The 13,302-nt window shown below is 56.9% G+C and carries 8 protein-coding genes; 6 read left to right on the forward strand and 2 right to left on the reverse strand.

The features are described from left to right. Positions 1-5: 5 nt before the first annotated feature. On the reverse strand, positions 6-1,295 hold the full coding sequence (locus HMPREF1207_RS18600; protein ID WP_009676129.1) for an alpha-L-fucosidase: 1,290 nt from the start codon (positions 1,293-1,295) through the stop codon (positions 6-8). 344 nt (positions 1,296-1,639) lie between these two features. Between HMPREF1207_RS18600 and HMPREF1207_RS18605 the strand changes: the two genes are divergently transcribed. The 3 genes from HMPREF1207_RS18605 to HMPREF1207_RS18615 are packed head-to-tail and all read left to right on the forward strand — an operon-like array spanning position 1,640 to position 5,183. Then, positions 1,640-2,608 carry an ABC transporter permease gene (locus tag HMPREF1207_RS18605; RefSeq protein WP_016423877.1) on the forward strand — a complete coding sequence of 323 codons (969 nt, stop codon included), beginning with the start codon at positions 1,640-1,642 and terminating at the stop codon, positions 2,606-2,608. A 19-nt stretch (positions 2,609-2,627) separates the two neighbouring features. Then, positions 2,628-3,536, forward strand: coding sequence for a carbohydrate ABC transporter permease (locus tag HMPREF1207_RS18610; RefSeq protein ID WP_016423878.1), 909 nt, complete (start codon positions 2,628-2,630; stop codon positions 3,534-3,536). A gap of 36 nt (positions 3,537-3,572) precedes the next feature. After that, entirely contained in the window at positions 3,573-5,183 is a 1,611-nt protein-coding gene (locus HMPREF1207_RS18615; protein ID WP_009676237.1) for an extracellular solute-binding protein, read from the forward strand. A 365-nt stretch (positions 5,184-5,548) separates the two neighbouring features. Here the strand turns inward: HMPREF1207_RS18615 and HMPREF1207_RS18620 are convergent, their stop codons facing one another. Then, a complete protein-coding gene (locus tag HMPREF1207_RS18620) occupies positions 5,549-7,810 on the reverse strand; it encodes a helix-turn-helix domain-containing protein (protein ID WP_009676139.1) in 2,262 nt (753 codons plus the stop codon). A 166-nt stretch (positions 7,811-7,976) separates the two neighbouring features. On the opposite strand from HMPREF1207_RS18620, the gene HMPREF1207_RS18625 reads away from it, so the two are divergent. The 3 genes from HMPREF1207_RS18625 to HMPREF1207_RS18635 are packed head-to-tail and all read left to right on the forward strand — an operon-like array spanning position 7,977 to position 13,296. Then, the gene (locus HMPREF1207_RS18625; protein ID WP_370866931.1) at positions 7,977-9,374 is read left to right on the forward strand and encodes an alpha-L-fucosidase; all 1,398 of its coding nucleotides are present in this window, start codon (positions 7,977-7,979) and stop codon (positions 9,372-9,374) included. Between the two features lie 51 nt (positions 9,375-9,425). Beyond that, positions 9,426-10,448, forward strand: coding sequence for a carbohydrate-binding family 9-like protein (locus HMPREF1207_RS18630; RefSeq protein WP_009676131.1), 1,023 nt, complete (start codon positions 9,426-9,428; stop codon positions 10,446-10,448). 7 nt (positions 10,449-10,455) lie between these two features. After that, positions 10,456-13,296: a transglutaminase domain-containing protein gene (locus tag HMPREF1207_RS18635; RefSeq protein WP_016423879.1), complete on the forward strand. Its 2,841-nt coding sequence runs from the start codon at positions 10,456-10,458 to the stop codon at positions 13,294-13,296. The last annotated feature ends 6 nt before the right edge of the window (positions 13,297-13,302 follow it).

Here is a 13,302-nt window from a genome sequence, read left to right on the forward strand (position 1 = left end):
ACGGCCTAGTTATGGGTAACCACGGCCCCGGAACCGCCGTACATGTCCAGTTCGTCCTCCAGTTCGATTTTCAGCACGGTCACATAGTCGTGGGTATCTTCCGGGGTCAGATGAATCCAAGTGGTTCCGGGTATCTGAAACCAGGGCACGCCCCCGTGGATATCGTACGTGAGCTCTTTGCCCGAATGCAGAACGGTAATCGTGCGGATTTTGCTGGAAAGCCCTTTGAGGCAGACCGATTCTTTCGGATCGTCGTACACGAACAGATAGAGCGTTTTTTTATCTTTGGACAACGTGCTGCCCCCGAGATAATACCGGGTAAGAATGCCTTCCCGTGTTCCGTAAACGGCTTCTTCGTGAGTCCGGATCCAGCTTCCGAGTCCCAGCAAAATTTGCTCCTGCCGGGGATCGACGGTGCCGTCTTCCTTGGGCCCGATATCGAGCAGCATATTTCCGCCCATGGAGATGCAGTCGCAGAACATCCGGATGATCTGATGCAGAGATTTATAATGGTTGTCGTCCGGAACGTAGCCCCAGGAGCTGTTGATCGTCGTGCAAAACTCCCAGGGGCCCTCGGGTCTCGTAATCGGCAGCCCCTGCTCGGGGGTTTTATAGTCCCCGTGTCCCTGCAGACGGGAATTGATCATGATCGCGGGGTTGAAGGAGAGCAGGTAGTTTTTAAAAGCAGGCAGGTTCCACTGCTCGGCGCTCCGTTCCCAATCCCCGTCGAACCAGAGCAGATCCACTTTCCCGTAATTCGTCAGAAGCTCCCGCAGTTGTTCATTGTTAAACGTCAGAAAGCGCTGCCATTTTTCTTCGTCCTGAACGCCGTCCGCAGGGCTCGAGAAGGGGTTGGCCCGGCCCGGCTCCTCGGGAACTCTGCCGCCCTCGTAGACGCTGGGATAATCGGGATGGGACCAGTCGATCAGGGAGAAGTACAGGCCCAGCCGGATTCCCCTTCGGGTCACCGCATCGGCGTATTCCCGGATGATGTCCCTGCCGGCCGGCGTGCTTTTGACCACATTGAGATCGCTGGCCTGCGTATCCCACAATGCGACGCCGTCGTGATGCTTCGTTGTGAGGACGGCATATTTTGCGCCGGACTTCTCGATCAGATCCGCCCATTTGTCCGCATCAAAGTTCCGGGCCGTAAAGCCGCCGAGCTGCTTCATATAATCCTCGTACGAAATGCGACCGTTGTAGAAGGACCACGACTCGGCGATTCCGTTAACCGCATAAATCCCGTAATGAATGAAAATCCCCAGCTTCGCGTCCTCGAACCACTGCTGTACCATCTGGTATCCTCTCCTTTTCGCGTAACGATTCTTAAGCAGTATCTCACATTCCGCAGGCGCTGGATTGATGTGGTTTTTGACGTGCGTCTGCGGAGAACAAGAATAACCAACCGCCTGTTTGGGGAGGATTGGTTATCTTTGCGTTCAGGGAACCCGAAGCGGGCGAATCCCGCCAAGAATATGTCTTTTTTGTTATCCAAATACCGGAAACCGCGAATTTACTCCCTAACGGAGCAGGCCGCCACGAATGATGTAGGGATTGAAAATGACATATTTACGGACTCCCGCCCCGGGGGATACACTTTTGAAAACGCTACCAAAACTAAACGGAAAGGAGTGATACGATGCAGGCAAAAGCAAGCATCCGCACGGCAGGCACAGCGGGGCGCCCGAAAGCGGGTACAGAAAGGAAGCCGGTCTGGAAACGGATGGTTTTAAACTGGGAATTGTATGTGTTTATCGCCCCGGCGTTTCTTTACTTTCTTATTTTTCATTACGGGCCCATGTACGGCATCCTGATCGCCTTCAAAAATTTTATTCCAACCAAAGGAATATGGGGGAGCCCCTGGGTCGGATTCGATCATTTCGTCCATTTTTTCGAGTCGTATTATTTCTGGGATCTATTGTGGAACACGCTGAGCATCAGCTTGTACGATCTTGCCGTCGGGTTTCCGATTCCGATCCTTCTGGCGCTCGCTTTTAACGAAGTGCGGGACGGATTTTTCAAACGGATGGTGCAGACCGTCACGTACGCCCCTCATTTTATATCCGTTGTCGTGATGGCCGGAATGATCATTACGTTCCTGTCGCCGTCTACGGGGATTCTGGTGCATCTGATCGAGAAGCTCGGCTTCGAGGCCCCGCAGGTTTTGACGGACCCGAACTGGTTCAAAACGATGTATGTGTTCTCGGGCGTGTGGCAGAGCGCAGGCTGGGGAACGATTATTTACCTGGCGGCTTTGTCCGGCGTGGACCCGCAGCTGCATGAAGCGGCCATTATCGACGGCGCCTCGAGATTCCAGCGCATCCGGCACATTAATATTCCGACGATTGTGCCGACGATGACCATTTTGCTCATTCTGAATATGGGAAGCCTCTTCGGAGTCGGGTTCGAGAAAATCCTGCTGCTGCAAAATCCGCTCAACATGGAGGCGTCGGATGTCATTTCCACCTTCGTCTACCGTTCGGGTCTGGTCAACGCCCAGTACAGCTTCTCGGCGGCAGTCGGATTGTTCAACTCCATTGTAAGCGCTATATTGCTGGTGACTGTGAACCAGATTGTCCGCCGTACCAGCGAGAACAGCTTATGGTAAATAGAAAGGAGGAAACCGGATGAGCTCGACCGTTAAAGATACGGCGCGGGATAAACTGTTCCTGATCAGCACGTATGTCTATGTCGCGATTGCCCTCATTCTCGTGGCTTATCCCCTCGTTTATATTTTGAGCGCTTCGATCAGCAATCCGAAGTATGTCGGCTCGGGCGAGATGTGGCTGTTCCCGAAAGGGCTCACGTTCGAAGGGTACCAGATCGTTTTTGCCAACACGAAAATTTGGATGGGGTACGCCAACACAATTTTGTATACGGTGGTCGGGACGGCCGTTAACCTGCTCGTCACGATTCCGGCGGCGTATGCGCTCAGCCGCAAAGATTTTGTGGGCCGCAACTTTTTTATGGGCATGTTTATGGTGACGATGTTTTTCGGCGGCGGCCTTGTGCCCACGTACCTGCTCGTCAAGGGTCTCGGGCTCATGAACAGCATGTGGGCGATCATTCTGCCTTCTGCGGCGTCCATCTGGAACATCATCGTGTCGAGGACGTTTTTTCAAACCTCTATTCCGAAGGAACTGCAAGAAGCGGCCCAGATCGACGGCTGCACGAATATGCGGATGTTTCTGAAAATCATCCTGCCGCTTTCGATGCCCATCGTGGCTGTCATGGCGCTATTTTACGGAGTCGGCAATTGGAATAGCTACTTCTCCGCGCTGATTTACCTGCACGAAGAATCCAAGTATCCGCTTCAGCTGATTTTGCGCCAGATTCTCGTGCTTCAGGAGATGTCGGCCCAGACGGGCGGCTCGCTGGATGCCTCGACGGCTTCCGCGCTCAACAATAAAGCCGAGATTGCGGCGCTTGTCAAATATGCCGTCATCATCGTGTCCACGCTGCCGATTATTGCGATCTATCCGTTTCTGCAGCGCTATTTCGTGCAAGGCGTCATGATCGGTTCCGTCAAGGGCTGATCTTGCCATACACCATACAAGGGGAGGATTTTATTTATGAAAAAAGTGTTGAAGTCAGGCTCGCTAATGCTCGGTCTTACGCTTGTGATAGCAGGTCTGTCCGCCTGCGGCTCCGCCGATAAAGCCGGGGAAGCGGGAACCGGTAAAAACGCCTCCGAAGTGAAAAAAGACGGGTTCCCGATTGTCGATAAACCGATGACGATGACTTTGATGGCTCCCGATGTCGGCGTGCAGGACTGGAACAAAATGCAGGTGATGCAGGAGATGGAGAAACTGACGGGCATTAAGATGCAGTACCAGAACGCGCCGATCGACAGTTTCGATTCGAAGAAAAATCTCGTGTTCGCCAGCGACAGCCTGCCGGACGTGTTCTTCGGGGCGGACATCAAGCCGGCGGAGCAGGTGACGTACGGCAGCCAGGGCGTGCTCCTTCCCCTTGAAAACCTGATCGACAACTACGCGCCGAACTTGAAGAAAATCCTCGATGAGCATCCGGAGATCCGCAAAAACATGACGACTCCGTCGGGCCATATTTACGCGCTCCGCACGATTGACCTGTCGGCGGTCTGGTACCGCGGTCCGATGTGGTACAACGGTAAATTCCTGAAGGCGCTGGGCATGACGAAGCTGCCGGAGACGACGGAAGAGCTTTACACCTACCTCAAACGCGTGCAGGACGAAGACCCGAACGGCAACGGCAAGAAGGACGAGGTTCCGCTGACCTCCGTTAAACTCGACGACCTGCGGATGTTTTTCCTCGGATTCTGGGGCATCTACGACGAGGTTGTTTACGCCGACAAAGCGGGCAAGGTCCATTACACCCCTCAGGAGGAAGGCTACAAAGGGTATTTAACGTTCCTGAACCGCTTGTGGAAAGACAACCTGCTCGATCACGAGACGTTCTCCCAAACCGACGAACAGAAGAAAGCGAAAGGCAAAAACAACCGCGTTGCGCTGTTCAGCGATTACTACCCTTACTTCACGCTGGGCACGGAGCCGGACGAGAGCAACCCGATGATGAAGCCGGTTAAGAGCGAAGTGCCGGATTCACCCGTTTACGGCAAACACCCGGGCATTTCCTCCAACGGAACGTTCGCCATCACGAAGAGCAACCCGAGTCCGGAAGCGGCCATGCGCTGGGTCGATTATATGTACGGGTACGAAGGCGGCACGCTGTTCGCCCAAGGTCCGGAGGATGTGCTCTGGAAGTACACGGACAAGGAGAAGCACGTGAAGGAGTGGAAGCCCGTACCGGGCGGCGGCGACCGCGAAGAATACAGAGGCACGCTGACGCCGAATTACGGCATTCTCGTGCCGGGAGCGGCCAGCAGCGAGCTGTCCAAAGGGCTGAAAACCGATTTCGATAAATGGATCGACAAAGAAAACGAAGAGAAGCTGACGCCGATCGCCAAAATCCCGTTCCCGAGCGTCTTCCTGACCGAAGAAGAGCAGGCGGAAGTGACCCGGCTTAAATCCGATCTGGATACGTATGTTAAGCAGATGGAAGCGAAGTTCGTAACCGGCCAGGAACCGCTGGCGAACTGGGATGCATATGCGGGTCAGCTCAAGAAAATGGGCAGCGACAAGATCGCGGGCATCTATCAGGCGGCGTACGACCGCTGGAACCAAGGCAGCGAGAAGAAGTAGAGCCTGCCGAATGCGCAGACGCTGCCACATGCCGAACGGGAAGCCGTTCACAGGGCGCTCCGCTTCCTTCGTCAGACGGACAATCGCCGCCGCACGTCGGCTGTCCTTACGCGCCACAATAAGCAGGCCCGCCCCCGTATAACCGGGGAGCGGGCCTGCGGGCAAGGCGGCGGGAGAAGCCGGATTCATTTCATGGGGGAGTGTCGGACGGCCATCGGCTAAAGGATGCGGATAGACCGCCTGCCGGACCGCGAGTCCAACCGTCAGCCGCACCTTCAACGGAACCTCATTCGAGGATCTTCTGCCGCGTGTTCCGGCCCTGTATGGGGGTTGGCCGCACCGAACCTGCCGTCGGTTTCACCCGGCTAAGCATGCTCGCCCGACGTGTTCAGCGTCCGGTATTGACCCGGCGTATAGCCCGTTTCCTTTTTGAATTTCCGGATGAAATTGGGGGTATCCAGATAGCCGACGCGGACGATGATCTCTTTGAGCGGATCGTTCGTCGTTTTCAGCTGATGCATGACCTCGTTCATCCTTTTTTGCCAGATATACTGGATAAAATTGATGCCGGTCTTCTCCTTGAACGTCCGGCTGAGATAAGAAGGCGAGATCCCGTATTCGGCGGATACGACCTCCAGACTGAGCGTGTGCTCCATGAAATGCTTGTCGATATACCCGACAATCCGGTCCATGAGGGAGTGCTCTTCCTTCGTCCGGTCCCGTTCCACCTGCGAGCAGATCCGGGCGGCGAGGTTCAGGCAGATGGCTTCAAGCTCCTCGGATGAATTGAAGTTGAGCTTGGACAGAACGTCCTGCGTCAAGCCTTGAATACCGAGTTCGGACGCGGTCTTCAGCAGGGTCGTCAGGATATCGTAGTGGATCAGCCGCAGATGCGGGGCGCTCAGCCCGGCTGCCGGCAAGTTTTTCAGCGCTTCCTGAAGGGTCTGCTCCGATACGTCATAACTGCCTTGTTTCAGACTTTGGGACAGCTTCAAAAGCACGTTGCCGGGAATCCAGAAGGTGCTGCGCTCCGGCGTACTGGACAGCTTTTCAAAAAAGGTAACGCTTCCATGAACGGTCAAAATGTTCGATTCAAACGCGGAACACGCTTCGATGTACGACTGGTTTAAGTGCGCGTGGCTCGTATAAGCCGTTCCGACCCCGATAACCGGCGAAGCATCGAACAGCTCCAGCAGATGGGTCCGGATCCCTTCCACGATCTGATGCATCTGACCGAAAGGCGGCGTCTGTCCGGCGCCGGCGGGATCGAACCCGACGACAAGGGCAAGCTGATTCGGCTGGGGAAGCTCCACGCTGTAAGCTTTGGCGGCAAGCCCGGGAAAATCGACTTCGGCAAACAGCTGGATCATCGTCTGCCAGTCATCCTTGCTGTCGTGCAGATGAGAGCGCTTGTCAAAACCGATTACCATCGCAAAGTGGCGGTCATGGTCGAATTTCAGATCGAAAGCTTCAAGAAGATCGGCCGACAAGCTCTTGGTCTGCCCGTATTTAAGCAGCATGAGCAGGGCGTGATTGCGGGCGTAAGGCTCCTGAAGATCCGCGCGGGTGCTGTGTTCCTGCAGGGAAATCCGGATACGCTCGAGTTCATTGCCCGAAGTCCGGCTGCTTCTCGATTTGGAGCTGGCGAAATGGACCAGGTTCGAGATAGGCAGGTACTGCATCCGGGCAAGCAGCAGCGCCAGGGCGGCGCCGACGATCACGACGATGGACACCAGCAGAATAATAAAGCTGCGCACATGCAGCACGCTGCTGAAAAACTGGGCGCTCGGCATCAAGGTGACGTAAGTCCAGCCGTTTTTATCGGATTTCACGGATACGACGGAGTGGGACTGTCCGTTTAACGCCTGATTGTGGATGCCCGGAGGCAGCTTGAACAAAGCGCCGAGGTCGCCTGCCGTCAGCGATTCCTCGTTTCCGTTGTTCGTCAGGACCTGCCCGTTGTTGTCAAAAATGTACGTGAGTCCGTGGTAGCTGCCGAGAATGGAGTCGATCAAGCCGGTGAGTTCCGATTCCGGAATAAAGTACATCACGGTCCCGTGAGGGGCCGGACTGTTGGGCGTAATCGGCACCAGGTAAGCGAGAATCGACTGCTGCAGGGATGTCGGCTGGCTGACGAGGTCCGCCGGTCGCATTTTTGGAAATTTAAGCGTATTCAAATCCTGCCGCAGCCCGTCCTGGGTCCAGTTGTGGAAGCTGTATTTGTCCGAAAACACGTCCAGACCGGACATGCCGAAGGATGAGTAAATTTTATCGTCGTCGTGATAGTACAGGAACAGATCCCCGATAATGGAGCTGGTCGCTTTGTAGTTATCCAATGCGCTGATCGCTTCCCGGCTGTAATAAGGGTCGTGGACCTTGTAAAGCGTCAGCCGTTCGTCGTAAGAAATCCGGGACGCGATTTCGGTCAATTCTTTGACCCGTCCGTCGATGATGGTCTTCGTCTGATTGAGCTGGTTAAGGTGAGACTGCTCGATTTCGGACTGAAGATTGCTCACGGCGCTGCGGTAAATGAAGATCGTCGCGAACGCCAGCGGAATAAGCAGGATGAACAAATACGACCAAATATATCGCATAAAAAGCTTCGATTTAAAGTAATCGGATTTCATTGGTTGTTCCCTCCTGTTTCGGGTTGATTTAGCTTCTAAGCGGTGTTTTTGAAAGGAATATCCATAATCATACCAAAAAAACAGCGGATTCATAGGGCAGTTCGTAGGATTTATGAAAGGGATTACAAAAAAAATCGGCTTGTCTGGAGGTTAAGTGATGAGTGAGATGAGTGAGATGAACGCAGAGACACAAGAAGGGGCGCCGGCGGCCGTCGTGGAAGGCGTACACAATTACAGCCGGGAGGAAGACTGGGTCAAACCGGACGATCCCGTGCTGCTGGAGCGGCTGGAGTGGTTCCGAGACCAGAAGCTGGGGCTCATGATGCACTGGGGACCGTACTCCCAGCTCGGTGTCGTGGAGTCGTGGGCGCTGAGCGACGCGGATGCGGACTGGTCCCGGGACGGAATCGACTGGGACGTGAGCGCGGAAGAGCTTAAACGCGAATACTTCGGGCTGAACCGCACGTTTAATCCGCTCCGCTTTCAGCCCGAGCTGTGGGCCGGACTCGCCGCAGACAGCGGCTTCAAGTACTTGAACTTTACGACGAAGCATCATGACGGCTTCTGTATGTGGGATACCCGCACGACGGATTACCGCGCGACGCATCCCGACTGCCCGTTCCATGTCCACCGGCATGCGGATATTTGCGGCAGGCTGTTCGACGCTTTCCGGGCGAAGGGACTGGCGATATCCGCCTACTTCTCGAAAGCGGACTGGCGCTCGCCCTATTACTGGGCCCCGGGTATGGAGCGGGGCGGCCGCACGTCGCGGGGGACTTCTTACGACACGAAGGAACACCCCTGGCTGTGGGAGCAGTTCGTGAAGTTCACGCACGAGCAGATCGGCGAGCTCATGACCCGCTACGGGCGCATCGACATGCTCTGGCTGGACGCGGGCTGGGTGAACGCGGCGAACAACCAGGACATCCGGCTCGGCGAAGCCGTGGAGAAGGCACGCGAGCTGCAGCCTTGGCTGCTCTGTGCGGACCGGACCGTCGGGGGGCCGTACGAAAACCTGATCACCCCCGAGCAGACGCTCCCGGAGCGCCCCCTGCTCGTCCCGTGGGAGAGCTGCATCACGATGGGGACGTCGTTCTCGTTCCGGTACGAGGACACGTATAAAACCGTCCGCCAGCTTGTCCATCTGCTCGTCGAGATCGTGGCGAAGGGCGGCAACCTCGCCCTCAACGTCGGGCCGCAGCCGGACGGAAGGCTGCCGGAGACGGCCGTGGCGAGGATGAAAGGACTCGGTGCGTGGCTGAAGGTAAACGGCGAAGCCATTTACGGAACGCGCATCTGCGAGCCTTACGGTTCCGGCAGCTGGCGTTTCACGCGGAAGGGGGAGGCCGTCTACGCCTTTTGTCTGGTCGAGCGGGAACAGTCGCCGATGGAAGCGGAGATGTGCATCCCTCTCCGGGATTCCTTTGCCCGGGTTGAGCTGCTGGACGGGTACATACCACTGGATTACCGGCTGACCGAAAAAGGAATTACCGTCCGCCTGCCGGAGTCTGTCCGGGAGAAGGAAGCACCCGAGGCCATCGTGTTCCGGCTGTCGGGGAAGTAGGGCGGCCCTGTCCGGAACAGTTTTATCCACTTAGAGAAAGGGGTGATCGGCATGGCGTTAAGCGGAGTGCCGGAACCGCGCATCACTTTTGCGCCCAAGCATTACTTGTGCAGGCGGGCGTCCGGGCCGTTGGAGCTTGACGGACGGATCGACAAGCCGTTCTGGGAAGCGGCCGACTGGACGGAAGATTTTACGGATATCGAAGGAGACGCCAAGCCGCAGCCGTCCAAACGGACCCGGGTCAAAATGCTCTGGGACGACCGGTATTTCTATTTTGCGGCGGAGCTGATGGAGGACCAGATCTGGGCGACGCTTACGGAGCGGGATTCCGTCATTTTTTACGACAACGATTTTGAGATCTTTATCGATCCCGACGGCGATACCCACGAGTATTACGAATTTGAGATGAATGCCTTGAATACGGTCTGGGATTTGCTGCTCGTCAAACCATACCGGGACGGAGGACCGCCCGTCAACGGCTGGGATATCGGCGGGTTGAAAACGGCCGTTCATATAGACGGGGAGCTGAACAATCCGGACGCGGACAACCGGAAGTGGACGCTGGAGGTGGCGATGCCGTGGTCCGCCCTGCGGGAGTGCGCGCCTGAGAACCGCCCGCCGGTCCAAGGAGAATTCTGGCGCGTGAATTTCTCCCGCGTGCAGTGGCGGACGGAGACTTCGGACGGCTCTTACCGGAAAATGATAGATCCCAATACCGGCAATCCTTATCCCGAGGATAACTGGGTCTGGTCTCCGATGGGAATCGTCAACATGCATTATCCCGAGCTGTGGGGTTATGTGGTGTTTGCGGACGGGGACGGGCCGGAAAGCTTCGCGCTGCCGGACGATGAACGCGTAAAGTGGGAGCTGCGGAAGCTGTATTACCGGCAGCGCAATCATTATGAACAGTCGGGTGTTTTTATAAGCGATGTCAACGAACTTCTTGGCTGTGAGCCATGGAACATCGTTCCGCAGGTTGAAACGACGGCAAGAAGCTTTCAGATTTGCGCCGCCTCCGCCGACGGCAAAGCCGTTTATGTAATCCGCGAGGACGGAAAACTATGGAAGGAGTGAGAGACAGATGAACGCGAATACGAATGAAAATCCGAATCGGAACAATAAGCCGGTTAAGAACCGGAATGAGGCTGAGAAGCCGAACGTCAATCTCCTTGAAAACGATTGTTTGAAAGCGAATTTGAACGCGGATTTGGAGGTTGATCGGAACGCGGCTCTCCATCCGGATTTGTCTGTTTTTTCTATGGATGCCGAAGCGCTGGCGGAAGTGCAGAGGAAATTCAACATCAAGCGGGAGTTCGCCCGGGCTAAAGAAGAGGAGCTTTTCGGCGTGTTCCGGCAGAAGCTGACCGAGGAAGAAGCGTGGGCGCTCAAATTTCTTTTCGCGTATATGCCCTTAAACGATTTGGCGGATTACGACGGAGCCTTGTTTTTAAACCATGTCCGCACGACGCTTGAAATCCGCGCCAAAGTACCTTGGGGCCGGCGGGTGCCGGATCGTCTGTTTCTTCACTTCGTACTGCCTCTCCGGGTGAACAGCGAGAATCTGGAAGACTGCCGGGGCGTTCTTTATGAGGAACTGGCGGAGCGGACCAAGCATTTACCGATGGAAAAGGCGATCCTGGAGACCAACTATTGGTGTCACGAGAAAGCCACTTACGTCGGAAGCGATCTGCGGACGATCTCGCCGCTGACGATGCTGAGAAGCGCGCAGGGACGCTGCGGGGAAGAGTCGACGCTCGCGGTATCCGCGCTGCGGAGCATCGGTATTCCCGCCAGGCAGTGCTACACGCCGCGCTGGGCCCACTGCGACGATAATCATGCCTGGGTGGAGGCTTGGGCCGACGGACAGTGGCATTATATCGGCGCCTGCGAGCCCGAGCCCGCACTGGACCGGGGCTGGTTCAGCGCGCCCGCCCGGCGGGCCATGCTGGTCAACACCCGGGTTCACGCCAACTACCCGGGACCGGAACCGGTTACGCTGGCCGAAGAGTGGCTGACGGAAATCAACCTGCTGGAAACGTACGCGCCCGTACGGACGGTGAACGTTGCCGTCAAAGACGAAGAAGGCCGGCCGGTTGAGGGCGCGCGGGTCCTTTTCCAGCTGTATAACATGGCGGAGCTGTACCCGATTGCCGTCCTTACGACCGATTCGGAGGGCCTTGCCGTGTTCAGGACGGGATGGGGAGATCTGCTCGTCCGTGCCGTCAAAGACGGCCTTTGGGGAGAAGAGAAGCTCTCGGCTGCGGGCAGCTCCAGCTTGGTTATGACGATCCGGAACGCTGAGGAGCCGTCGGGGACGCAGGACGTCGACATGGTGCCGCCTCCCGAGCGGGAAGGCGAGGCCCTGTCCGCGGTTACCGAGGAGATGCTGCGAGTGCATCAGGCACGGGAGCAGGAGGGAGCCGCGGTCCGTAAAAGCTTCGAGGATACGTTCCTCGGCGAACAGGACGCGGTAAAGCTGGCCGGAGAACTCGGTCTTCCCCCGGAGCGGGTGTGGGACGTGCTGCGCAAGGCCAGGGGAAACAGCCGGGAAATCCGCGATTTTCTCCGGGAGCGGACCGCCGCCTACGGAGTGTGGCCTCTCCGGCTGCTGGAAAGCATGAGGGACAAAGACATGCTGGACACGTTCCGTCCGACTTTGGACGATCATCTCCTGCACGCCTTGAAATGGGCGGATGCCTGGGAGGAGGACGTGTTCGTCCCGTATATTCTTTGCCCGAGGGTGCACTTCGAAATGATCGGACCGTACCGGCGGCTGTTCGAAGAAGCGTTCACGGCAGAGGAGGCTGCCGCATACCGGGAGGACCCGTCCGGGCTTGTGCGCCGTTTTGCCGCCGAATTCGAGGTGCGGGATGACTTGACGAATCTTCCGGGCCGAGCTTCCGCCGCAGGCAGCTTCGCGCTAAAGAAAGGCGACCGCCTTTCTCTCGATATTCTGCTGGTCGCCGTCTGCCGCAGCCTCGGCATTCCGGCCCGGCTTCATCCGAATAATCAGAAGCCTCAGTTTAGGCAGGACGGCGAATGGATCAATGCCGGTTGGCGCGAACGCGAAGAAAGCAAAGCGCAGAGAGGGACGCTGCTGCTTCGCCAGCCGGGCGGGGACGCGCATCCGGGCGCTGCCGAGCCGCAGGCGCCTGGCGCCCGTTCAGACTCCGCGGCGTCTGAAGAGTCCGCCGCAGCGCCCGCCCCGGAGGCTTCTTACTTCCAGAACCTCACCGTGGCCCGTCTTGAGGAGGGTCTTTACCGGACGATCGTGTTCCCGCACGGCAAGAGCGACTTGTACGCGGAGCCGCTGGAACTGGAAGCCGGCAGCTACCGGCTGACGACCGGGACGCGGCTTAAGGACGGGACGGTACTGGCCCGCTTCCGCTATTTCACCGTTGTTCCCGGCCGGCAGACGAAGCTGACGCCAACCTTCCGCACGGCTCCTTCCGATGTTCCCGTGCTCGGTTCCGTGGACGGGAACACCGTTTTCGGCAGTCTGGAGGAGAACGGAGAAACCCGTACGCTTGAAGATTTGGCGGGCGGCCGTGCCGTGCTGGCGGCCTGGATCGAACCGGAACGGGAGCCTTCCAAGCATCTGATCCGTGAGCTTACAGAGCTTTCCAATTTGTATGCTAAAGCGGAAGCAGCCGTTATAATGGTGGTAGGCGACGACCGGAGAACGGTTTCATTCGATCCCGCTCGTTATGGCGAACTGCCTGCGGGAACTCATTTTGTTCGGGATGAAGGTTACGTTTCCCTGGATGAATTTAACGCGAAGCGTCCGCTGCCCGATGCCGGTTTTCCGCACGTATTCGTTGTAGACCGGAAGGGACAAATCCGTCACACCCAGTCCGGGTACAAAGTGGGGTCCGCTAGGGAAGCTTTGCAAATTTTCGAAAATTTGTGTGAGAACGATTAGGAGGAA

Origin of the sequence: Paenibacillus sp. HGH0039 (assembly GCF_000411255.1) — a bacterium.
Classification (GTDB): Bacteria; Bacillota; Bacilli; order Paenibacillales; family NBRC-103111; genus Paenibacillus_F.

Bases quoted from the DNA above. Each gene is read 5' to 3' on its own strand.
- HMPREF1207_RS18610 (WP_016423878.1), top strand. From the start codon at position 2,628: ATGAGCTCGACCGTTAAAGATACGGCGCGGGATAAACTGTTCCTGATC.
- HMPREF1207_RS18630 (WP_009676131.1), top strand. From the start codon at position 9,426: ATGGCGTTAAGCGGAGTGCCGGAACCGCGCATCACTTTTGCGCCCAAG.
- HMPREF1207_RS18605 (WP_016423877.1), top strand. From the start codon at position 1,640: ATGCAGGCAAAAGCAAGCATCCGCACGGCAGGCACAGCGGGGCGCCCG.
- HMPREF1207_RS18600 (WP_009676129.1), bottom strand. From the start codon at position 1,295: ATGGTACAGCAGTGGTTCGAGGACGCGAAGCTGGGGATTTTCATTCAT.
- HMPREF1207_RS18635 (WP_016423879.1), top strand. From the start codon at position 10,456: ATGAACGCGAATACGAATGAAAATCCGAATCGGAACAATAAGCCGGTT.
- HMPREF1207_RS18615 (WP_009676237.1), top strand. From the start codon at position 3,573: ATGAAAAAAGTGTTGAAGTCAGGCTCGCTAATGCTCGGTCTTACGCTT.
- HMPREF1207_RS18620 (WP_009676139.1), bottom strand. From the start codon at position 7,810: ATGAAATCCGATTACTTTAAATCGAAGCTTTTTATGCGATATATTTGG.
- HMPREF1207_RS18625 (WP_370866931.1), top strand. From the start codon at position 7,977: ATGAGTGAGATGAACGCAGAGACACAAGAAGGGGCGCCGGCGGCCGTC.